Annotated in this window: 16 protein-coding genes; 5 read left to right on the top strand and 11 right to left on the bottom strand. The window is 71.2% G+C overall.

From position 1 onward, the window contains the following. Positions 1–15: 15 nt before the first annotated feature. Both ABZU46_RS10610 and ABZU46_RS10605 read right to left on the bottom strand, forming a co-directional pair. Positions 16–729, bottom strand: a complete 714-nt coding sequence (locus ABZU46_RS10610; RefSeq protein WP_354856197.1) for a hypothetical protein — start codon at positions 727–729, stop codon at positions 16–18. Positions 730–894: 165 nt separating this feature from the next. Further along, entirely contained in the window at positions 895–2,508 is a 1,614-nt protein-coding gene (locus tag ABZU46_RS10605; RefSeq protein WP_354856196.1) for a ricin-type beta-trefoil lectin domain protein, read from the bottom strand. Positions 2,509–2,781: 273 nt separating this feature from the next. Here ABZU46_RS10605 and ABZU46_RS10600 point away from each other — a divergent pair, with 273 nt between their 5' ends. Beyond that, positions 2,782–3,675, top strand: coding sequence for an SGNH/GDSL hydrolase family protein (locus tag ABZU46_RS10600; RefSeq protein ID WP_354856195.1), 894 nt, complete (start codon positions 2,782–2,784; stop codon positions 3,673–3,675). A 151-nt stretch (positions 3,676–3,826) separates the two neighbouring features. On the opposite strand, the gene ABZU46_RS10595 is transcribed toward ABZU46_RS10600, so the two are convergent. The 3 genes from ABZU46_RS10595 to ABZU46_RS10585 all read right to left on the bottom strand — a co-directional run bounded on the left by ABZU46_RS10595 (position 3,827) and on the right by ABZU46_RS10585 (position 7,734). Further along, positions 3,827–4,960, bottom strand: a complete 1,134-nt coding sequence (locus tag ABZU46_RS10595) for a DUF6596 domain-containing protein (protein ID WP_354856232.1) — start codon at positions 4,958–4,960, stop codon at positions 3,827–3,829. 90 nt (positions 4,961–5,050) lie between these two features. Further along, positions 5,051–6,115 (bottom strand): LacI family DNA-binding transcriptional regulator, encoded by a 1,065-nt coding sequence (locus ABZU46_RS10590; RefSeq protein WP_354856194.1) that lies wholly within the window; start codon positions 6,113–6,115, stop codon positions 5,051–5,053. 44 nt (positions 6,116–6,159) lie between these two features. Further along, a complete protein-coding gene (locus tag ABZU46_RS10585; protein ID WP_354856193.1) occupies positions 6,160–7,734 on the bottom strand; it encodes a glycoside hydrolase family 43 protein in 1,575 nt (524 codons plus the stop codon). 460 nt (positions 7,735–8,194) lie between these two features. Here ABZU46_RS10585 and ABZU46_RS10580 point away from each other — a divergent pair, with 460 nt between their 5' ends. After that, positions 8,195–11,026, top strand: a complete 2,832-nt coding sequence (locus tag ABZU46_RS10580; RefSeq protein WP_354856192.1) for a glycoside hydrolase N-terminal domain-containing protein — start codon at positions 8,195–8,197, stop codon at positions 11,024–11,026. A gap of 101 nt (positions 11,027–11,127) precedes the next feature. Here ABZU46_RS10580 and ABZU46_RS10575 read toward each other — a convergent pair whose 3' ends face one another. Then, complete coding sequence (locus ABZU46_RS10575) at positions 11,128–11,439, bottom strand: hypothetical protein (RefSeq protein WP_354856191.1); 312 nt, start codon at positions 11,437–11,439, stop codon at positions 11,128–11,130. Between the two features lie 106 nt (positions 11,440–11,545). Beyond that, a complete protein-coding gene (locus tag ABZU46_RS10570) occupies positions 11,546–11,995 on the bottom strand; it encodes a hypothetical protein (protein ID WP_354856190.1) in 450 nt (149 codons plus the stop codon). Between the two features lie 248 nt (positions 11,996–12,243). Between ABZU46_RS10570 and ABZU46_RS10565 the strand changes: the two genes are divergently transcribed. Then, positions 12,244–13,257 carry a LacI family DNA-binding transcriptional regulator gene (locus ABZU46_RS10565; RefSeq protein ID WP_354856189.1) on the top strand — a complete coding sequence of 338 codons (1,014 nt, stop codon included), beginning with the start codon at positions 12,244–12,246 and terminating at the stop codon, positions 13,255–13,257. 50 nt (positions 13,258–13,307) lie between these two features. Here the strand turns inward: ABZU46_RS10565 and ABZU46_RS10560 are convergent, their stop codons facing one another. From ABZU46_RS10560 to ABZU46_RS10545, 4 genes are read right to left on the bottom strand one after another with little or no spacing between them, the layout of a single operon-like run. After that, entirely contained in the window at positions 13,308–15,020 is a 1,713-nt protein-coding gene (locus tag ABZU46_RS10560) for a trehalase family glycosidase (protein ID WP_354856188.1), read from the bottom strand. Between the two features lie 56 nt (positions 15,021–15,076). Next, positions 15,077–15,901: a carbohydrate ABC transporter permease gene (locus ABZU46_RS10555; protein ID WP_354856187.1), complete on the bottom strand. Its 825-nt coding sequence runs from the start codon at positions 15,899–15,901 to the stop codon at positions 15,077–15,079. Then, positions 15,898–16,869: a sugar ABC transporter permease gene (locus ABZU46_RS10550; protein ID WP_354856186.1), complete on the bottom strand. Its 972-nt coding sequence runs from the start codon at positions 16,867–16,869 to the stop codon at positions 15,898–15,900. The genes ABZU46_RS10555 and ABZU46_RS10550 overlap by 4 nt, the downstream gene beginning before the upstream one ends. A gap of 18 nt (positions 16,870–16,887) precedes the next feature. After that, complete coding sequence (locus ABZU46_RS10545) at positions 16,888–18,129, bottom strand: sugar ABC transporter substrate-binding protein (RefSeq protein WP_354856185.1); 1,242 nt, start codon at positions 18,127–18,129, stop codon at positions 16,888–16,890. Between the two features lie 300 nt (positions 18,130–18,429). On the opposite strand from ABZU46_RS10545, the gene ABZU46_RS10540 reads away from it, so the two are divergent. Next, on the top strand, positions 18,430–20,265 hold the full coding sequence (locus ABZU46_RS10540; protein WP_354856184.1) for an RICIN domain-containing protein: 1,836 nt from the start codon (positions 18,430–18,432) through the stop codon (positions 20,263–20,265). A 188-nt stretch (positions 20,266–20,453) separates the two neighbouring features. Beyond that, positions 20,454–22,064, top strand: coding sequence for an arabinofuranosidase catalytic domain-containing protein (locus ABZU46_RS10535; protein WP_354856183.1), 1,611 nt, complete (start codon positions 20,454–20,456; stop codon positions 22,062–22,064). Positions 22,065–22,166 lie beyond the last annotated feature (102 nt).

Genomic DNA, 22,166 nt, shown 5'->3' with positions numbered 1-22,166 from the left:
CTCGGCCCGCCCTGGTCAGGCCAGCAGCTGTTCCCGCATCCGCGCGCCCAGGTTGATCCGTCCCACCGCGCGCGGGCCGGCCGGATCGTGCACGTCCACTGTGTTGTTGCGACGCATCAGCGCACGGATCGGAGGTGGCAACCGGGGCGGGTCGTCCATCGCCGCGAGGATCTGCGCGGCGCTCGTGATCAGTCGATCGACGAAGGCGGCGGCGTCGGTGTCCACCCGCACCCGGCCGTACTCCCAGCCGGCGGTGGTGAGGTCGAGCACCTCGAACACATGGGTCACCAGCGGGTTCGGGTCGGTCACCCGATCGAGCCGGGCCGCCCGGCCGCCGACCACCGCGACGGCGGCGGCCACCTGGGCGTACGGGTGGAAGCCGCACGGCAACGCGAACAGCGGCCACCGCAGGCCGGGACCGGCCTCCATCCACAGCGGCCGGTAGTTGCGCCGGTGCACCAGGAGCCGCCGGCCCGTCCGCCGGTGGATGTCCTGCGCCTGCGCCCGCAGATCCACGTGTGCCTCGTCGGCGACCTGGCTCAGAATCCGGGCCGCCACCACCAGGCCGTCGTCGCCGCCCAGCATTCCGGTGGCCGCTTCGACCTGCGCTGGAAACGGGTTCCGGGAGTGCGCGCCGTATCCGTGCTGGAGGTCTCGCAGCAGCGCCTGCTGCCGCCCCGGGTCGAGCTGGACCCGCCCGCCGCCCAGCAACCGCTGGAGCCAACGCATGTCGCCTCGTTTCAGCAGAGCCGCCCCGAACCGTGGCAATGTTATGCGCCGGACGTTCCCCGCGTGCCGCAGGGGTGAGCATGGAGCGGCGTGCGCCGGCCGGGCGACACGCGGGTTGGTGCCCGCGACCGCGCCCGGCCGGCCCCGCCTACCGGGGCGGGTCGCTCAACTGCGGCTCCACCGCTGGCTGGCTGCGCCGTTGCAGTCCCAGATCTGGGTGCGTGTGCCATTCGCCGTACCGTTGCCCACCAGGTCCAGGCAGCGGCCCGAGGCGACCGCCGTGATCGAGCCGTCGGCGTTGAAGCGCCACTGTTGGTTCGCCTGGCCGTGACAGTCCCAGATGATCACCGATGTTCCGTTGGCGGTGCCGGCGTTGTAGACGTCGAGGCACTTGCCTCCGTAGACCCGCAGCTCCTGAGCGCTGGTCGAGGTCCAGGACTGATTGGCCTGGCCGTGGCAGTCCCAGATGATGGTCGTGGCGCCGTTGGTCTGGGACGCGCCGTTGACGTCCAGGCACCGGCCGGCGGACGTGCTGCGGATCGTCGACGTCGTGCTCGGTGGGGGAGTGCTCGGTGGGGGAGTGCCGCCGCCGGTGACCAGGAACATGGCGGCGCCGTGCGCCGGCACCGACGCGCTGATCGTGCCGGTGGACGTCGCGGTCGTGTGGGACCACAGGTCACGTACGGCGTACGAGCCGGCGCTGCCGAGCCCGAGCGCGCTGGCCGTGGTGGAGATCGTGGTCGTGCCGCTGCCGCGGTTGAGCAGCACGGTGGCCACCCCGCCGGTGGACATCGGCTTGCGCCAGACCTCCAGGTCGCCGGAGTCACTGATCTTGCGGCCCTGCTGACCGCCCCAGTCCTGGTTGACGGCGATCACGTCGGTGTTGGTCAGGATCGTGCGGGTGGCCGCCGACATGGTGCGGATGTCGTTGCCCGCCAGCAGCGGGGCGTTCAGCAACGCCCACAGGCTGAAGTGGGCCCGGGACTCGGTGTCGGTGGGGCCGTTGCCGACCTCCAGCATGTCCGGGTCGTTCCACGCGCCGGGTCGGGCGTACGACTCCTTGCCGACCTGCTGGTCGAGGATGCTCATGATGGAGTTCCAGTTCCCACCGATGTCGCCGGTGGTACGCCAGGAGTTGCCCACCCCCGCGCCCCAGGTCCAGACGCTGTCCTGTCCCCAACTGCACAGGCTGTAGAGGATCGGCCGGTTGGTGGCCGCGAGCGCGTCCCGCATGGCGGTGTAGCGCTGCTGCGCGCTCCGACCGAGGTGGTCGCCGCAGTTGTCGTACTTGAGGTAGTCGATCCCCCAGGATGCCCAGAGGTTGGCGTCGCGTTGCTCGTAGTTGATGCTGGCCGGGTACCCGGCGCAGGTGAGGGTCCCGGCCGAGGAGTAGATGCCCAGCTTGAGGCCCTTGTCGTGGACGTAGTCGGCGAGAGCCTTGATGCCGCTCGGGAACTTCTGCGGATCGGCGACCAGGTCGCCGCTGGCATTGCGCTGTTTGGTGGACCAGCAGTCGTCGATGTTGACGTAGCGGTATCCGGCCGCGGCCATGCCGCTGGAGACCAGCGCGTCGGCCGTCTGCCGGATGAGCGTCTCGTTGACGTTGCACCCGAACGCGTTCCAGTCGTTCCAGCCCATCTGTGGCGTGCGGGCCAGCCCGTTCTCCAACGCCTGCGCGGGTCGGGTGGTGGTGAGCACCACCGCGCCGCTGACCACCGCGGTGCCGAGGGCGGCCGCGAGGAGCGCGGGGAGCAGTAGGGCGATTCTTCGTCTGAGCACGTGCACTCCTCCGGGTGGTTGGCGGCGAGGGCCGGCTGCCGGTCCACAGGAGCCAGGGATATAGATCACTGCCAATTTAACCCGTACGACATATGACGTCAACGCCGCCGGCATCCGGCGCGGACCTCGAAGGGTCGGAGCCTGTCGCACAGCCCCCCTGACCCACATCGTGGGAAGGTATTTAGTGAGGGTCGTCTATATTGACGCCACTCGTCGGGCGGCGACAGGATCTCGGCACCACCATCACCACCGCGATCTCCCCTGGGAGGCGTCATGCCCCGTCCCCGCCTGCCGCTCCTGCGGGCAGCCACCCGACTCGCCGCGCTCGCCGCGGCCACCGCCGGTGTGCTGCTCGCCGTCGCCACACCCGCCAGCGCCGCGGTCCCCACCGGCCGCTACGTCGCGCTGGGCGACTCGTACACCGCCGGTCCGCTGATCCCCACCCAGGTCGACCTCAACTGCCTCCGGTCCAACCGCAACTATCCCTCGCTGGTGGCCGCGTCCGCCGGCTCGACGTCGTTCGCTGACGTGAGCTGCTCCGGCGCCACGACCGACGACATCCTCTACGGCGGCAGCGGCGAACTGGGCATCAACGTGCCACCGCAGCTCAACGCGGTCACGTCGAGCACGGCGCTGGTGACGGTGCAGATCGGCGGCAACGACATCGGCTTCTCCGGCATCATCAGCGAATGCGCCGAGGCGAGCCTCAGCAGTCCGCTCGGCTCACCGTGCAAGAACCGGTACACCGCCGGCGGCACCGACCAGCTACAGGCTCGGATCGCGGCCACCGTGCCGAAGGTGACGACCACGCTGCAGGCGATCCGTCGGGCCGCGCCGAGCGCGCGGATCGTGGTGCTCGGATATCCGGCGATCCTGCCCGACAGCGGATACGGCTGCTGGCCCGTCGTCCCGATCGCCTACCAGGACGTGCCGTACCTGCGCGGTATCGAGAAGTCGCTCAACGCCATGCTGGCCAGCGCCGCCGGGGCGAACGGCGCCACCTACGCCGACGTCTACACGCCGTCGATCGGTCGGGACGCGTGCAAGGGCAGCGGCACCCGATGGGTCGAGGGGTTGGTGCCGCAGAACTCGGCCGCGCCCTTCCACCCGAACGCGCGCGGTGAGCAGGGCATGAGCAGCGCGCTGCTCGCCACTCTGAACAGCTGACCGAGCACGATCGTTCGCGCCGGCTCCGCCATGCGACGGCGGCGGGGCCGGCAGTCGAGGCTGGTCCGGATGACCGGTGCCCGGTGGTCCGCGCCGTCGCCGCCGGCGACAGGCGTGTGACGGGGGCGTTGCCGACGTCGGGCGGGAGCCGTCACCGCTGCCGGCGGGCGGCCTGGCGTGTCAGGTGGTCGCGTTCGGCGAGGTTGGGGGCCTGGTGGGCCGCCTCGACGTACAGGCGTGCCGCCGTCGCGAGCTGGCCGTCGCGCTCGTGCAGGTACGCCGCCACCGCCGTGTGACGGGGCAGCGAGTCGTCCAGCACCGCGAGCGCCGCCAGGCCGGCCCGGGCGCCGTCGGCCTCACCCACGGCCACCGCGCGGTTGAGCCGGACGACCGGGCTGTCGGTCAGGCGTGCCAGCTCGTCGTACCACTCGACGAGCTGCACCCAGTCGGTCTCCTCGGCGGTGGGCGCGTCGGCGTGCAGCGCCGCGATGGCGGCCTGGGCCTGAAAATCGCCCAGCCGGTCGCGGGCGAGGGCCGCCTGGAGGATGTCGACACCCTCGGCGATGACGGCGGTGTCCCACCGGCTGCGGTCCTGCCCGGCGAGCGGCACCAGGCTGCCGTCGGACGCGGTCCGGCTGGCGCGGCGGGCGTGGTGCAGCAGCATGAGGGCGAGCAGCCCCGCCACCTCGGGATGGTCGATGGCGGCCGCGAGCTGCCGGGTGAGCCGGATGGCCTCGGCCGCGAGGTCGACGTCGCCGGTGTAGCCCTCGTTGAAGACCAGATAGAGGACGCGCAACACGGTGGCGACGTCGCCGGGCTGGTCGAACCGCACGGTGGAGACGGTGCGTTTGGCCCGGCTGATGCGTTGCGCCATGGTCGCCTCGGGCACCAGGTAGGCGTCGGCGATCTGACGGGTGGTCAGCCCGCCGACGGCGCGTAACGTGAGCGCGACGGCGGACGACGGCGTCAGCGACGGGTGGGCGCAGAGAAAGTAGAGCTGGAGGTTGTCGTCCACCGCCGGCGTGGGCCCCGGCGCCGGCTCGGAGTCGACCAGGTCCTCACGACGGCGACGGGCAGCGTCCGCCCTCGTGGTGTCGAGGAACCGGCGCCAGGCCATGGTGATCAGCCAGCCCTTCGGGTCCCGCGGCGGGTCGGCCGGCCAGACGCGGATGGCCTCGACCAGCGCGTCCTGCACGGCGTCCTCGGCCGCCGCGAAGTCAGCTCCGCGGCGGACGAGGACGCCGAGCACGCCCGGCGTGAGGCTCCGGAGCAGTGCGTCGTTCATCGCCGAGGTCATTCGGCGATGGTGGGGGGCTCGGTCAGGGACGGAGCCGCGCGCCGTTTCTCGACATGGCCGCCAAGAGAACTCTGCGGCTCACGGGCGGAGGGCGGCGTCCGGCCGCCGGGAACCGGGCGGCCCGGTGCTGCCCCGCACGACCAGCGCGGTGCCGAGCTCGTACCGCTCCTGGGGCAGGGAATGGCCGTCGGCCAGCGCCAACGCGAGCCGGGCAGCGGTGGCCCCGATCTCGCTGAACGGCTGTCGCACCGTGGTGAGCGGTGGCGTGGTCCAGGTCGCCTGGTCCACGTCGTCGAAGCCGACGACGCTGAGGTCGTCGGGGATTCGCAGACCGGCCTCGTGGGCCGCCGCATAGACGCCGAGCGCCTGGAGGTCGTTGCCGCAGACGACGGCGGTGGGCGGTTCGGCCAGGGTCAGCAATTCACGGCCGAGGTCACGGCCGTCCTCGAAGCTGAAGACTCCGCGTCGTTCGAGGCTGCCGTCGAACGGAACGCCGGCATGGTCCAGCGCGGCTCGGAAGCCGTCCAGGCGAGCCCGCGCGGACAGGTCCTGCTGCGGCCCGGTGACCACTCCGATCCGTCGGTGGCCGAGGTCGAGCAGGTGCCGGGTGGCGGCCAGGGCGCCGCTCCAGTTGTTCGACCCGACGGCGGGCGTGGGGAACAGCTCGCCGACCGGATCGATGGCCACGAGCGGTATGCCCATGGCGGTCAGCTGTCTGCCATGCTCGGCGGTGACCAGGGAGCAGACCGCGATGACGGCGGTGGGCTGCCGCAGCAGCAGGGGCTCCATCCAGGGCAGTCCCGCCGCCACCCGATGGCGGATGTCGATGAAGCCGACCGTGCAGTCCCGGGAGCCGGCGACCTCCTGGATCCCCCGCAGGATCTCCAGGGCGATCGAGGACAGCATCTGGTGAAAGAGCACCTCGATGCAGAGGGTTCTCGCGGCGGTCTCCGGCCGGCGGTAGCCATGGTCCCGCAGCAGGGCCTCCACCCGCTGCCGGGTCTGCTCGCCCACCCCGGCGCGGCCGTTGAGAACCTTGGAGACCGTGGGAGGGGACACCCCGGCGAGCTCGGCGATCGTGGCGATGGGCAGGTCACCGCGCCGGGGCTTGCGGGGGTGGTGCCGCCGGCTCTCCTCGATCACACGGGGAGTCTACGGTGATCCGTCGATGGCGAGCCGGTCCGCGCTCAGTCGATCGGCCGCGCTGCCGGGCGGTAGTCGAACCAGTCGAAGGCGGCGCTGTCCTCGGTCACGTACATGCCGATGACCCGGCCGGTGAAGCCGCCGGCGACCTCGGTGGACAGGTAGCGCCCGTCGAGCTCGGCCAGCAGGACGCGGCCCCCGGAGGTCTCCACCTCGAACGAGATCATGTCGGAGGTGGCGGGGCGTACACCGAAGGGTTCGTCCGCGGCCGCCAGGTCCGCCGCGGAGGTCACGGTCGGCGGGTAGAGGTCGTCGGTCCGGGTGGCGATCGTCAGGACCAGCGGGCCAGCGGGTACGTCGAGGGACGCGAAGACCTGCCGGAACGGCCCGACCCGGCCGACGACGCGGACGCTGCCGGCGCGGACCTCCAGGTCGTAGTGGTGCGCCTCGTCGATTCGGATGGTGAGCCCGGCCGTGCCGCTGCCCGGATCCACCCGGGTGCCGGCACGGCAGTCATGGTGGCGCTGGCGCGTCGCCACGATCGTCGCGCCGGCGCGGTCCAGCGTCGTACCGGTGGCGTGCAGGGTGAGCCATCCGGGCCGCTCGGTCAGCGACCAGGCCGCGTCGGGGCGGGAGCGGGGCGAGATCCAGCCGGGCGCGAGGGCGGTCGCGTCGAAGTCGTCGTGGTAGGTGACCGGGCCGGGCGGGGCCGCGAGGGCCGGTGCGCTGCCGGCGGGTGCGGCGGTGACCTCCCGGACGACGTCCACGACGGGCCACCCGCCGTCCCAGCGAACCGGTACCAGGAACGTCTCGCGTCCGAGCACGTGGAAGGGCGGCCACTGGCCCTTCGCCCGGATGCCGAGAAGGACCATCCACCAGCTGCCGTCCGCGGCCTGCACCAGATCCGCGTGCCCGGCGGCCTGTACGGGCAGGTTGGTGCTGCGGTGCGTGAGGATGGGGTTGGTCGGCGCGGGCTCGAAGGGCCCCCGTGGGCTGCGTGAGCGGGCGACCGAGACGGCGTGGCCGGTGTGCGTGCCGCCCTCGGAGAGCAGCAGGTACCACCAGTCGCCGATCCGGTAGAGGTGCGGCGCCTCCGGGTACTGGCCGCCGGTGCCCGACCAGAGCGGAATCGGCCCCTCCAGCACCTGCCCCTTGTCCGGGTCGATCCGGTAGGCGTCCACTCCGGAGGTCGTCAGCCAGCAGGTGCCGTCGTCGTCCCAGGCCAGGGACGGGTCGACGTGGGGGAGGTCGAGGTAGACCGGCTCGGACCACGGGCCGGTGGGATCCTCCGCGGTGACGATGAGGTGTCGGCCCAGGCTGACGTTGGTGGTGATCACCCAGAACCGGCCGTCGTGGTGGCGGATGGTCGGCGCGAAGATGCCTCGGGACGCGTCGGCGCCCGGCGGGATCTCCAGCTGGCTGGGACGGTCGAGGACGTTGCCGATCTGTCGCCAGTTCACCAGGTCCCGACTGTGCAGGAGCGGTACCCCCGGGAAGTAGTCGAAGCTGGAGCAGACCAGGTAGTAGTCCTCGCCGACCCGGCAGACACTCGGATCGGGGTAGAAGCCGGGGACGACCGGGTTGTGGTAGCCCGAGACGGCCGGCGTGCCTGCGGACACTGGCGCCACCTCCTGCGGGGTGCATACCCTGATGCCACCAAATGTTCGCGATAACATCGTCTGCCCTGGATGCTACGAAGATGGCGTCGGGATGGCAACCCGGTCCGAGCGTCGGGGCGGGGCGGCCGGCCCGCGCGACCCCGGCGGGACGCTGGCGGGAAACATGGCCGACACCCCTTGACGAGCGGCACTGCCATCTACGAAGGTCTATTGAGGGAGAGGTGACGCGCCGTCGGGAGCTCGGCGCGTCGGTCCCGGCTGTGAACGTTGCTGCAGGGTGCGAACGGGCGGCACCTGTTAACGCTAACACCAGGGTGCCCCACCACACGTCTCGCACGAGACCTCGAACGGCGCGCTGGCCGTGGGCATGTCCACGACATTCGACTTCCTCGGCGGTGGCCCGGCACGGGCGCCGTCCTTCCCCCTCCTGCGCCTCTGAACTGCGCTGATTGGAGAGACCATGCCTGAAGTGACACGAAGGAACGTGCTCAGGGCCGGTGCGGCGGGCGCCGGAGCCGCGCTGCTGCCAGTCGCGTGGTCCGCCGTCGCCCGCGCCGGCTCGGTGGCGCCGCCGCAGGTGCTCGCCGCCGGCGACCTGGCCCTCTGGTACGACGGACCCGCGGGCACCGACTGGCTACGGGCGCTGCCGATCGGCAACGGCCGGCTGGGCGCGATGGTGTTCGGCAACGTCGACACCGAACGACTCCAGCTCAACGAGGACACCATCTGGGCCGGCGGCCCGTACGACTCCGCCAACACCCGGGGGGCGGCCAACCTGGCCGAGATCCGGCGGCGGGTCTTCGCGGACCAGTGGACCCAGGCGCAGGACCTCATCAACCAGACGATGATGGGAACCCCGGGCGGCCAGCTCGCCTACCAGCCGGTGGGCAACCTCCGACTCGCCTTCGGTTCCGCCAGCGGGGCGTCGCAGTACAACCGGACGCTCGACCTCACCACCGCCACCGTCACCACGACGTACGTGCTGAACGGTGTCCGGTACCAGCGTGAGGTGTTCGCCAGCGCACCCGATGCGGTGATCGTGCTCCGGCTGACCGCCGACCGCGCCAACTCGATCACGTTCAACGCCACCTTCGACAGCCCGCAGCGGACGACGATGTCGAGCCCCGACGCCACCACGATCGCCGTCGACGGCATCTCCGGCGCCATGGAGGGTGTCAACGGGTCGGTGCGCTTCCTCGCCCTGGCCCAGGCCGTCGCGACCGGCGGCACGGTCAGCAGCTCCGGGGGCACCCTGCGCGTCTCCGGCGCCACGAGCGTGACCGTCCTGATCTCGATCGGTTCGAGCTATGTCAACTACCGCACGGTCAACGGCGACTACCAGGGCATCGCGCGCAGCCGTCTCGCCGCGGCCCGTGGCGTGGGCGTCGACCAGCTGCGCGGTCGCCATCTCGCCGACTACCAGGCCCTGTTCAACCGGGTGACCATCGACCTGGGTCGTACGGCCGCCGCCGATCAGCCGACCGACGTGCGGATCGCCCAGCACGCGAGCACCAACGACCCGCAGTTCTCCGCCCTGCTGTTCCAGTACGGCCGCTACCTGCTGATCTCCTCGTCGCGGCCGGGCACCCAGCCGGCGAACCTCCAGGGCATCTGGAACGACTCCATGACGCCGCCCTGGGACTCGAAGTACACCATCAACGCCAACCTGCCGATGAACTACTGGCCCGCCGACACGACGAACCTGGCCGAGTGCTTCCTGCCGGTCTTCGACATGATCAAGGACCTCACGGTGACCGGTGCGCGCGTCGCCCAGGCGCAGTACGGCGCCGGCGGCTGGGTCACCCACCACAACACCGACGGGTGGCGCGGCGCCTCGGTCGTCGACGGGGCGCTGTGGGGCATGTGGCAGACCGGCGGGGCCTGGCTGTCCACCCTCATCTGGGAGCACTACCTGTTCACCGGCGACACCGGCTTCCTGTCGGCCAACTACCCGGCCCTCAAGGGCGCCGCCCAGTTCTTCCTCGACACCCTGGTGGCCCACCCGACGCTCGGCTACCTGGTCACGAACCCGTCGAACTCGCCCGAGCTGCCGCACCACTCGAACGCCAGTGTCTGCGCGGGCCCCACCATGGACAACCAGATCCTGCGGGACCTGTTCGACGCGGTCGCCCGCGCCAGCGAGGTGCTGGGCGTCGACACGACGTTCCGCTCCCAGGTGCGCACGGCCCGGGACCGGCTGGCGCCCACGAAGGTCGGCTCGCGCGGCAACGTCCAGGAGTGGCTCGCCGACTGGGTCGAGACCGAGCGGAACCACCGGCACGTCTCGCACCTGTACGGCCTGCATCCCAGCAACCAGATCACCCGGCGCGGCACCCCGCAGCTCTACGAGGCCGCGCGCCGGACGCTGGAGCTGCGCGGTGACGACGGCACCGGCTGGTCCCTCGCCTGGAAGATCAATTACTGGGCTCGGCTGGAGGACGGCGCCCGCGCCCACAAGCTCCTGAAGGACCTCGTGCGGACCGACCGGCTCGCGCCGAACATGTTCGACCTGCACCCACCGTTCCAGATCGACGGCAACTTCGGTGCGACCTCCGGCATCGCCGAGATGGTGCTGCACAGCCACACCGGCGAGCTGCACCTGCTGCCGGCGCTGCCGAGCGCCTGGCCCACCGGCCAGGTCGCGGGGCTACGCGCGCGCGGCGGATACACCGTCGGCGTGGCCTGGACCAGCGGGCAGGCCGACGAGATCAGCGTCCGCGCCGACCGTGACGGCACCGTACGACTCCGGGGCCGGCTCTTCACCGGTTCCTTCACCCTCGTCGACGTCACCGACGGCAGCACGCCCACCACCACCCGGCCGGAGACGGATGTCGTCCAATTCGCCGTCCGCGCCGGGCACACCTACCGCGCCGCGCGGCCCGGTGTGACACCGTCGCCGACGCTGAGCAGCACGCCCACGCCCACCGTCACTCCGACCCTGAGCCCGACGCCGACGCCGACGCCGACCGTGACGAGCACGCCGTCGCCGTCCGGTGCGCGGGCCACGTACACGGTGACGAGTTCGTGGTCGGGCGGCTTCCAGGGCGAGGTCACCGTGACCGCCGGCGCGGCCCCGATCCGTGGCTGGACCGTCTCCTGGACCTTCCCAAACGGGCAGGTGATCAGCCAGATCTGGAGCGGCGCCCACACGCAGAGCGGCGCGAACGTGCGGGTGACGAACGTCGACTACAACGGGTCGCTTCCGGCGGGCGGCTCGACGACGTTCGGCTTCATCGCCTCCGCGACCGGCGTCAACAACCCGCCGACCGACCTCACCTGCACGACGACCTGACCCGGCGCGTCCCGCGCCTGCGCTTCAGCCCGCCGTCGGCCCGGTGCCGGTGGCGGGCTGGGGCGGCCGGTGTCCCGCGTCGCGTCGTCCCGGACCGTCGGCTACGGCCCCCGCTCGCTTGTGGGCCGCGCCTGCCTTCGCCACCGATAATGACGCCACACGGCGACCGCGCATGCCACGGCGACGAGCAGCGCCGCGGTGCCCTTCCACGAACGCTCGAACCACGGGCGGTCGGTGCCGAACGCCGCTTCGCCGGCGGCCATGAGCCACAGCCCCACCCACGCCCACTGCCAGCCGCGTGGCCAGGAGAAGGAGTCGGGCGGGTCGGCGAAGGCGCCAGCCACGACGAACGCGGCGCCGACGACGGCGATCAGCGGTACGCCGATGCGCGAGACGACCTCCCAGAGCGACACGGACCGATCATCGCCGGTGGGCGCAAGCACCAGCGTCACCGCGGGCCGGCGGGCGTGCGGACGGGACCCGGTCCGCCGACCGCGAGCCACCCGATCGCGGCGGTGCTCAGGAGACCGCCGCGCGTACCAGCTCGATGACCCTCTTCTCCACCTCGGGGCTCCACGTCCGCAGGGCGTACGCCACCGGCCAGATATCTCCGTCGTCGAGGTTGGCCGTGTCCTGGAAGCCCAGGGTCGAGTAGCGGTAGTTGAACTTGCCGGAGTCCTGGAAGAAGACGACGATCTTGTCGGCCGCGTTCGCGTAGGCGGGCATCCCGTACCAGGTCTTCGGCGTCAGTTCGGGGGCGGCGGCGGTCACCGCCACGTGCACGCGCTCGGCGAGCGCGCGATCGTCGGGCGCCATCTGCGCGATCCGGTCGAGGACCGCCTGCAACCCGTCGGCCCTCTTGGCGCCCTTCTTACCCTCGGCGCGCAGCTCGGCCGCACGCTCCTTCATCGCGGCGCGCTCCTCGGCGCTGAAGCCGTCGGACTCGGTCGTGGAGGTCTTCGCGGACATGTCGGGCTCCCTCTCGATGTTTTCCGGCCCGGCGTGGTGCCGGCTACCTGGGAAAAGGCTAGGCCGGGGCGCCGAGGCGGCGCTTCTTGATTCCTGACCGGGTCGAGGACGGCGGACGGGCGGGCCGACCCGGTCCGGCGGGCCGAACGGGCCGGGCGGGGCATCCGGGTGCCGGTGCGGAGCGCTTATGCTCGGAACCGGAGCTGGGCGCGTCCCCGTCGGGGCAGGAATCGATTCGAGGGCGGCGTATGAACATCGGGGAGATCGCCCGGCGGGCGGGGGTGTCCCGCAGCACCGTGTCGTACGTGCTGAGCGGCAAGCGAACCGTCTCGGAGGCGACCCGACAGCGGATCCAGGCGGTCATCGACGAGCTGGACTACCGGCCGAACGCCAGCGCCCGCGCCCTGAAGGAGGGGCGTACCCGCACCCTCGGGCTGGTGATCCCACCGGCGAGCCAGCGGTTGACCGACATGCAGTTGGGCTTCGTCGCCAGCGTCGTCGAGGCCGCCGCCCGCCACGACCTGGATGTGCTGCTGTCCCCGTCCGGCGGCGACCACGACCGGTCGTTCGAGCGGATCGTCACCGGGCGTCGGGTGGACGGCGTGGTCCTCATGGAGATCCGGTTGGAGGACGACCGGGTCACGCGGCTGGCCAGAACGGGTCTGCCGTTCGTCACGATCGGTCGGACGGCCGAAGCGCACGGCATGAGCTGGGTCGACATCGACTACGCCGGGCTGATCGCGCGCTGCGTGCACCACCTGGCCGATCTGGGGCATCGGCACGTGGCGCTGGTCAACCGCTCCGCCGAGCTGGTGGCGGCGGGTTACGGGCCCAGCCATCGCGCGCTGGCCGGTTTCCAGGCGGCGGTGGCGGAACGAGGTCTGGTCGGCGTGGACGTCTGCTGCGGCGACGACACGGCCTCCGGTGAGGCGTGCGTGGAGCAGTTGCTCGGGACGCATCCGGACGTCACGGCGGTGGCCACCATCAACGAGGCGGCGCTGCCCGGGATGCAGCGTGCGCTGACCAGCGCCGGGCTGTCCGTGCCGGCCGACTTCTCCGTCACCGGGGTCGCCGCCCAGCACTGGGCGGAGGACTTCCGCCCGCCGCTGACCGCGGCGGACGTGCCCATGCGGGACATGGGCGCCGAGGCGGTGTCGCTGCTGCTGGAGATCATCGCGGCCCCCGGCAGCGTGCCGCGGCACCGCCTCTACAGCCCGCCCATCTCGTTGCGGTCCAGCACCGGCCCGGTCCGGACCCACTGACTCTCCACCGGCGCGCGGGCCCCGCCCATCGGCGGGACCCCGCTGGCCGGCTACCGCCGCGCGGCTCGGCGTTCCTCCTGGGCGGCCGCGAGGATGAGGTAGCTGCTGGCCGTCCAGGTGTACGCGCGATCCCGCAGCCCGGCGCCGGTCTCGGCGTCGAAGTTCTCCGCGAAACCGGACTTCTCACACAGCGCGAGGAAGCGCTGGCTGATGTCGTCGGCGATCGCGGTGTGCCCGGCCCGCCGCAGACCGTCCTCGACCAGCACGGTGGAGGGCGCCCAGATCGGGCCCCGCCAGTAGCCGTCGGCGAGGTAGTGGGCCGAGTCCGTCGGTTCGGTGGCCAGCCCGTGCGTGGTGAGGTGGGTCTCGACGCCCCGGGCCAGCGCGTCGGCGATCGGGGCGGGCAGGTCGGCGCCGAGAGCGACCGGCATCAGGTCGAGCAGGCTGCGGCTTGTCCGCCGCTGCCCGGTGTGCGGGCTGCGGGCGGTGAAGCGCTCGCCGTCCCACAGCTGCCCGATCATGGCCTTCCGGATCCGGTCGGCCTCCCGGGACCACCGGTCGGCAGGTTCGCCCAGCTCGGTGGCGAGGTCGGCCAGGCACCGCAGCTGGGAGACCAGGAACGCGGCCAGGTCGGCGGTCTGCACGACCCGGCCCTCGTCGAACGTGGTGGCGTTGTCCCAGCCGCTGTCGTTGCCGTGCTGGTAGTGCGGCAGGTCGTGGCCGGGCGCGCGGCGCGCGTCGAGCCAGAACCCGGTCCAGCGGGCCAGCCGGTCGTACGTCTGCGCGAGCGCCGCCCGGTCCGGTGACTGGGGGAGGCGTCGGCGCAGGTGACGCAGGGCCCAGCCGTGGATGGGGGGCTTGACGTAGTTGTGCAGCACCTCCGAGTGGGTGACCGAGTCGGGCAGGGCACCCGCGCCGTCCTGGTGGTCGAAGGGCAGGTGGAACTGGTGCCAGGCCAGCTCCGGCTCACCGGCCGCGAGCGCGATCGCGTTGAAGCAGTGGTCCCAGCTCCACACCTTGTCCATCCAGTGCTTGGACATCAGGACGGCGGGCCGGGTGACGAAGCCCGCCGGGGCGACGGTGGCGGACCACAGCACGTACGCGGCCAGTTCGGCGGCCGGGGTGTCCGCGCCGCGCCACGGCGCGACGGCGTCGACGAACGCGGCGAACTCGGCGCTGCGGTCGCGGCACACCCGGTCGAAGGGGACGGCGGCGGCGTACGGCCGGCGGGCGGTGGCGTACTCCTCGATGGCGATCTCCCAGGGTTGGTCGCCGGGGAGGTCCAGGCAGCGGTCGGCGGTGCCGAGCGCCTCGACGCCGTCGGCGCGACGCAGCGCGCCGGAGAGCACCGTGACCCGGTAGCGGCGCCCGGTCTCGTACGAGGTGAAGACGTGTGAGCCGTCGACCGGGTCGAGGTAGAGGTAGGTGCCGCTGAACGGGGTGAGGGTGCCCGCGGCCGCGGCGATCCGCAGGCCGAGGTGCCGGCCCCGGATCCGCAGGGTGTCGGGTGCGTCGTAGGCGGCCTCGATCCGACCGGGACCGGCACGCCAGGTCAGCAGCGCGGGCGTGGCCACGACCGTGGTGCCCGCGGCCGTGGGGGAGAGGCGCAGCACCGGGTGCAGCCCGGTCTGGTGCGACACCAGGTGCAGGTCGTCGGCGTACGTCTTCTCGGCTACCACCGGGGAGATGTTGAACCAGGATCCGCGGTAGCTGAACGGGATGTCCTGGATGGCGAACTCCGGACCGGACGGGGCGACGGTCATGGGTGGCGGGTGCCTTTCTGTGGTGCGGGTGGTCAGTCCTCGACCGCCGCGGATGGTCAATCCTTGACGGCGCCGGCGGTCACGCCCATCGAGACGTACCGCTGCGCCAGGATCAGCAGCACGGCGGCGGGGATCGAGGCGACGACGGCGGTGGCCATGATGGCGTTCCACTGCTGGTTGTTGTTGCCGATGTAGTGGTAGATGCCGAGGGTGATCGGCTGGTGGTCGCCACCGCCGGCCAGGGTCGAGGCGAAGATGAAGTCCGACCAGGACCACAGGAACGCGAAGAGCGACACCGTGACGATCGAGTTCCGGCTGACCGGCAGCACGATCGACCAGAAGGTACGCAGCCGTCCCGCGCCGTCGACCACGGCGGCCTGGAGCAGCTCGTCGGGGATGCCGGACATGAAGGCCGTGAAGATCAGTACGGCGAACGGCACCGCGAGTGTCGTGTCGGCCAGGATCAGGCCCGGCAGCGTGTTGAGGACGCCGAGGGTGAGGTAGATGGCGTAGAAGCCCATCGCCATGATGATGCCCGGGATCATCTGGGCGATCAGCAGCAGGAAGCTCAGCGCCGGGCCGCCGGGTGGCCGCAGCTTCGCCAGCGCGTACCCGGCGGGGGCGGCGAGCGCCACGGTCAGCGCCACCGTGCCGAGCCCGACGAGGAAACTGGTGCCGAGGTACGGCAGTTGCTGGTCGAGGACGGCCCGGTAGCCGTCCAGCGTGCCGTCGGTCGGGAACAGGTGCGGCGGACTGGCCCGCATGTCCTGGTCCCGGGTGAACGACACATTGATCATCCAGTAGACGGGGAAGAGCATCAGCCCGGTCAGCACCAGACCGACTCCGGTCTTCCACCAGACACGACGCGGTGACGTGGTCATCGTAGGTGCTGCCTCCGCTGGGACCGGATGTAGACGAGCCCGGCGATCAGGGCCATCACGATGAGCAGGTTGCCGACGGCCGCGCCCGGACCGAACTCGGGCAGCAGGTTGCCGAAGCCGAGGCGGTACGACCAGGTGGCGAGCGTGGCGGAGGAACCGGTCGGGCCGCCCCTGGTCATGATCCAGATGATGTCGAAGACCTTCAGCGTGTAGATCAGCCCCAGCAGCAGCGTGATCGCGGAGACCGGGCGCAACAGCGGGAACGTGATCGACCAGAACCGTTGCCAACCGGTCGCGCCGTCGAGCGCGGACGCCTCGTACACCTCGACCGGGATCGCTGCAAGGCCGCTGTAGAGCACCACCAGGTTGAACGGAATGCCGATCCAGACGTTCGCGATGATCACCGAGGTGAGCGACCAGGTCGGCGAGGTGAGCCAGTTGACCGGGTCGATCCCGACGACGCCCAGCGCGGCGTTGACCAGGCCCGAGTCGCTGTTGAGCAGCCACGACCAGGTCGAGGCCGACACGATCAGCGGCAGCAGCCACGGTACGAGGATCAGCGCCCGCAGGGTGCCCGACAGCGGGAAGTTCTGGCGGAAGAAGAGGGCCAGGGCCATGCCGATGCTGAACTGGAAGACGAGCGACGCGCCGGTGAAGACCACTGTGTGCGCCAACGTCGGCCAGAACGCCGGGTCGGCCAGGACGGTGCGGTAGTTGTCCAGGCCGGCGAAGGGTGCGCCGCCCTGCACGAACGAGCGGACGGTGTACTCGCGCAGGCTCAGCTCGACGTTGCGGTAGAGCGGGTAGGCGTAGAAGGCCAGCAGGTAGACGACCGTCGGCGCCAGGAAGCCCCACGCCAGCCAACGTCCGGGCCGGCGGCTTCGAGGCGCGGGGGGCCCGGGTGGGGCGGCCTCAACCGCCCCACCGTGGCCTCGCGTGATGGTGGAAATCCGCGTCGTGGGGGTCATCGTGTCGGTTCGGCGCGCTTACTTGCTCGTGGCCGAGGCCTGCGCGGCGGTCAGCGCCTCCTGCGGCGACTTCCCGCCGCTCAGGGCTGCCTGCACGGCGGTCCACAGTGGTTCGGAGATCTTCGGGTACTTCGTGCCGAGGTTGTCACCGGTGCGGCCCTTCGCCGCCCGGACGGCCTCCACCCAGACCTTGAGCTTGGGGTTCTCGGTTGCCTGCCGGTCCTGCACGGCGGCCACCGGCGCGACGTAGGAGAGCGTGGTGTCGGTGGTGAGGAGATTGTCGGCGCTGGTGAGGCAGGTGACGAGCTTCTGCGACGTCGCGTACCGGTCGGTCTTTTTCTGGACCGGGATCGAGACGAACTCGCCACCGGTCGGCGCCGGGGCCGGCCCACCGGCGCTGGCCGGGATCGCGATGGTGCCGTACGAGAAGCCGAGCTTCTCCGCGTTGGCCAACTGCCAGGTGCCGTTCTCGGCGAACGCGAAGTCGCCGGTGGCGAACTCCTGCCAGCTCGTGGTCTGGGTGTTGTTGATGACCGAGTTCGGGGCGTAGCCCTGCCCCAGCCAGTCCGTCCAGAGAGTCAGCGCGGACACCGCCTGCGGCGAGTCCAGGCTGGTCAGCTGGGCGCCCGATCCCCAGAACCAGGGCAGGAACTGGAAGCTGCCCTCCTCGGTGCCGATCGCGGAGAAGGTGATGCCCTTCTTGCCCTTGGCCTTGACCTTCGTCAGCGCCGCGGTCAGTGACGTCCAGTCCTTGACCGAGGCCGGGTCGACGCCGGCGGCGGTCAGCAGGTCCTTGTTGTAGTAGAGCGCGAGGGTGTTGGCCCCGATCGGCACCCCGTACGTCTTGCCCCCGCTCTGGCCGGCGCCGAGCAGGTTCGCCGCCATGCTCGACACGTCCAGCTTGTTCTCTTCGGTGGTGGTGAGCGCGCCGGCCTCGGCCAGTGTCGAGATGACCGGGTTGTCGACGATCAGCACGTCCGGCGAGTTGCCCTGCTGGGCGGCGAGCAGCGCCTTGTTGGTGAGGTCGGTGGTGTCGTAGCCGGTCCGCTCGACAGTCACGCCCGCCGAGGTTCCGCACTTCTTGAGCAGGGCGACCCAGTCGGAGTCGTCGGCGAACTGCGGATACGGGTCCCAGACGAGGTACGCGCCGCCGCCACCGTCGGAGTCGCCGGACGACGACGAGCAGGCGCTCGCCGTCACCGCGGCGAGCGCTAGCACGGCAACGGCGGCCAGGCGCCGCCGTCGGTTGAGTCGTGTCATGTGCTGCCTCACTTCAAGTCGATCGTCAGGTGGGGTGTCGTGGGTTGACCGTCGCGGGCCGGACCACGTCCGACCATGAGGCGAACCGATTCGACGAACCGGTTCGCACGAAGATAGGACCGCCCGTGCGCGATGGTCAAGGGCTGGTGAGCGTCCACGGAGGCACTGCTGGGAAACAGCGGCTTCACGCGATCGTCACTTCATTGACACGGATGAGTCTCCGACCTACGATCCCTGCGAATCGATTCGCAAGCGCAGCCCTCCGGAGAGCGTCCCCCGCGCCCCACCAAGGAGCCGCCCGTGAAAACCCCGTCCCGCAGCAGGTCGGGACGAGCCCACGCGCTCGTCGCCCGACTCGTCGTCGGCCTGCTCGCCGCAACCACCGCCGTCACCGTCGCCGCGTCCCCGGCCCAGGCCGCCGACGAGTCGATCAGCGTCAACTTCTCCACCACCACCGGCACGCCGACCTACCGCGCGTCCGGCTGGATCTACGGCATGACCGAGAACGCCAGTGGCCCGCCCGACCACTTCTACCGCGACGTCAACTTTCAGTACATGCGCGCCGGCGGCGCGCAACTGCCCGGCAGCGGCTGGGTCGGTGGAAACTACGACCGCCGCTGGAACGCCACAGTCGCCCAGGCCCGTCGGACCGTCGCCCTGGGCGGGCAGTTCATCCTGTTGCCGCACGACCTGTGGGGCGCCGACGGTGCCGGCATCTCCCGCTTCCCCGGCGACAACGGCAACTGGACCGACTACGACAACTTCCTGACCCGGGTGATCAGCGACGTCCGGGCGTCCGGACTGTCGGTGCAGTGGGACATCTGGAACGAACCCAACATCACCATCTTCTGGAACCGGCCGATCTCCCAGTACCTCGAACTCTGGCGGCGCACGTACCAGCGCCTCCGGACGGAGTTCCCCAACCAGCTGATCGTCGGGCCGAGCTGCGCCTGCGTGCCGTCGACCAACCACGCGTTCTGGAACCAGTACCTGGACTTCGTGCGCTCGACAAACACCGTGCCGGACATCATCAGCTGGCACTCGCTGCCCGGTGACCCGGTCGCCAATGTCGCCGCCGCCAACGCCACCCTCGACCCGCGCGGCATCCCGCATCCCCGCCCCTACCAGATCAACGAGTACGGGGCGAGCAACGAGCAGAACCCGGCCGACGGCGCCTGGTACATCGCCCGCCTGGAGCGGGCCCGGGCGGACGGCCTGCGGGCCAACTGGGCCAGCGCCGGCAACCTGCACAACGACCTCGGCAACCTGCTGGTCCGCAACTCGGCCGGCCAGCATCAGCCCAAGGGCGAGTGGTGGGTCTACCGCTACTACGCCTCCCAGGCCGGGCAGATCGTGTCAGTGACCGGCAGCCAGTCCTACGACGCGTACGCCACGAAGGCGAACGGGGTGGCGAAGGTCCTGGTCGGTGGTGGTCGGACGACCGGGAACCTGAGCGTCAATCTGCAACGCCTCGACACGACGAGTGGCGTGGTGCAGAACAACCAGGTGCGGGTGCTCACGCAGCGCATCCCGTACAACAACGGCGGTGCGGTGCAGGGCCCGGTCACGGTTTCGAACAGCGTCGTCACCGTGTCCAACAACAACGCCACAGTGAACCTGCCGTACGGCAACCAGAACGACACGTACACGGTGACCCTGCTGCCGCCCTCCGAGGGGGGCTTCCAGTCGGTGGCGGTGGCCCAGCACTCCCAGCAGTGCCTGGACAACACCGGCCTGAGCACCGCCGACGGCAACGTTCAGCAGCAGTTCTACTGCGAGGGCGGTGACCAGCAGCTCTGGAACTTCCGGCCGGTCGCCGGCGTGGCCGACACCTACACGGTGGTCAACCAGCAGAGCGGCAAGTGCCTCGACGTCAGCGGCGCCTCCACCGCCAACGGCGCCGCCGTGGACCAGTGGACCTGCCAGAACGGGCTCAACCAGCAGTTCACCCTCCGGAAGGTGACCTACTCCGGTAACGACTCGCACGACTACCAGCTCGTCGCCCGGCACAGCGGCAAGTGTGTCGACGTCAACGGGGTCTCCACGGCGGCTCGCGCGACGGTCCTCCAGTGGCCCTGCAACGCGGTCAGCCAGGGCAGCCCGCTGAACCAGACCTGGCGGGTCTGGGGGCGGTAGGCGTCGCGGAAGAGGTCAGGCGGTGGCCGTCGGCACGGGCGGCCACCGCCGGACTCCCGCCGGGCGGGCATTCATTGACACTCATCGAAAATTGATCCTACGATTGCCGCGAATCGATTCGGCTGCCCCCGCCACCACCACCTGCGGCGTCGGCCATCCACGCCGTCACGACTCCGAGGAGCCACCTCGTGCGAACCCCGTCCCCCGCCGGGTCAGGCATGGCCCGCGATCCCATCCCGAGACGTCGCCTCCCACGCCTGGCCGTCCTGGCCAGCGCACTGGCCGGCGTCCTCGTCCTCGTCACCGTCGGTGCGGCGGCCGGCGCCGGATCGTCCGCCGCCGAGGCCGCCGCCGCGCCGCTGGCAGCCGCCGCCATCGCGCCCGGGCAGAGCACCACAATCGTCGGCGTCCCGTCCGGTCGATGCGTCGAGGTTCCCAACTCCAGCACCACCAACGGCACCCAGACCCAACTGTGGGACTGCAACGGCGCGGCCGGCCAGACCTGGACCTGGACGTCGAGCAAGCAGCTCACGGTGTACGGCAACAAGTGCCTGGACGCCTCCGGCCGGGGCACCACCAACGGCACCGCGGCGATCATCTGGGACTGCAACGGCCAGACCAACCAGCAGTGGAACGTCAACAGCAACGGCACCATCACCGGTGTGCAGTCCGGGCTGTGCCTGGACGCCAACGGCGCGGCCACCGCGAACGGCACCAAACTGATCCTCTGGGCCTGCAACGGCGGCGCCAACCAACAGTGGGCCTCGCCGAGCACCCCGCCGACAACGACCCCGCCGACCACCACCCCGCCGACCACGACCCCGCCGCCGAGCGGTGCGCGCCCGTGCGACATCTACGCCTCCGGCGGCACCCCGTGCGTGGCGGCCCACAGCACGACGCGAGCCCTCTACGCGACGTACGCCGGCAACCTCTACCAGGTCCGGCGCTCGTCGGACAACACCACCCGCAACATCGGCCTGACCGGCACGGGCGGCACCGCCAACGCGGCGACGCAGGACTCGTTCTGCTCCGGCACGACCTGCGTGATCACCGTCGTCTTCGACCAGTCCGGGCGCGGAAACGACCTCTGGTACCAGGGGTCCAGCGTGGTTCCCGGCTCGCCGCAGAGCAGGCCGGCGACCGCGACCTCGGAGTCCCTGACGGTCGGCGGCGCCAAGGCGTACTCGCTCTACATCAATCCTGGCAACAGCTACTGGCGCGACGGGCACCTGACCGGCGTGCCGACCGGCGCGGCGCCCGAGGGCATGTACATGGTGACCAGCGGGACCCACGTCAACAGCGGCTGCTGCTTCGACTACGGCAACAGCGAGACGACGCGCAAGGCCGACGCCGCCGGCGCGATGGACGCCATCAACTTCGGCAAGCAGTGCTGGTTCGGCGGTTGCTCCGGCAGTGGTCCCTGGGTGCAGGCCGACCTGGAGTGGGGTCTGTTCCCCGGTGGCAGCAGCTCGTGGAACCCGAACCAGCGGGCGTTCACCAGCAAGTTCGTCACGGCGACGCTCAAGAACAACGGCACGTCCCGCTTCGCCATGAAGGGCAGCGACGCCCAGTCCGGCAGCCTCTACACGCTGTGGGACGGCTCGCTCCCGTCGGGATACAGCCCCATGAAGAAGCAGGGCGCGATCATCCTGGGCAGTGGCGGTGACTGCTGCAAGCCCGACGGGGGCGCGAACCTGAGCGCCGGCACCTTCTACGAGGGGGCCATGGTCGCCGGTTACCCGTCCGACGCGACCGAGAACGCGGTGCAGGCCAACGTGGTGACCGCCGGTTACCGCTGACCCCGTCGACGGCGGGCCTCGTCCGCCGGCCCCCCCCCCCCCGCGCGGGGGGGGGGGGGGGGGCCGGGGGCCCCCCCCGGGCGCGGGGGGGGGGGGGGGGCT

Origin of the sequence: Micromonospora sp. NPDC005197 (assembly GCF_040608295.1) — a bacterium.
Classification (GTDB): Bacteria; Actinomycetota; Actinomycetes; order Mycobacteriales; family Micromonosporaceae; genus Micromonospora.
This window is presented reverse-complemented; position numbering and strand designations above follow the sequence as displayed.

Bases quoted from the DNA above. Each gene is read 5' to 3' on its own strand.
- ABZU46_RS10610 (WP_354856197.1), bottom strand. From the start codon at position 729: ATGCGTTGGCTCCAGCGGTTGCTGGGCGGCGGGCGGGTCCAGCTCGAC.
- ABZU46_RS10600 (WP_354856195.1), top strand. From the start codon at position 2,782: ATGCCCCGTCCCCGCCTGCCGCTCCTGCGGGCAGCCACCCGACTCGCC.
- ABZU46_RS10595 (WP_354856232.1), bottom strand. From the start codon at position 4,960: ATGAACGACGCACTGCTCCGGAGCCTCACGCCGGGCGTGCTCGGCGTC.
- ABZU46_RS10580 (WP_354856192.1), top strand. From the start codon at position 8,195: ATGCCTGAAGTGACACGAAGGAACGTGCTCAGGGCCGGTGCGGCGGGC.
- ABZU46_RS10570 (WP_354856190.1), bottom strand. From the start codon at position 11,995: ATGTCCGCGAAGACCTCCACGACCGAGTCCGACGGCTTCAGCGCCGAG.
- ABZU46_RS10565 (WP_354856189.1), top strand. From the start codon at position 12,244: ATGAACATCGGGGAGATCGCCCGGCGGGCGGGGGTGTCCCGCAGCACC.
- ABZU46_RS10560 (WP_354856188.1), bottom strand. From the start codon at position 15,020: ATGACCGTCGCCCCGTCCGGTCCGGAGTTCGCCATCCAGGACATCCCG.
- ABZU46_RS10555 (WP_354856187.1), bottom strand. From the start codon at position 15,901: ATGACCACGTCACCGCGTCGTGTCTGGTGGAAGACCGGAGTCGGTCTG.
- ABZU46_RS10550 (WP_354856186.1), bottom strand. From the start codon at position 16,869: ATGACCCCCACGACGCGGATTTCCACCATCACGCGAGGCCACGGTGGG.
- ABZU46_RS10545 (WP_354856185.1), bottom strand. From the start codon at position 18,129: ATGACACGACTCAACCGACGGCGGCGCCTGGCCGCCGTTGCCGTGCTA.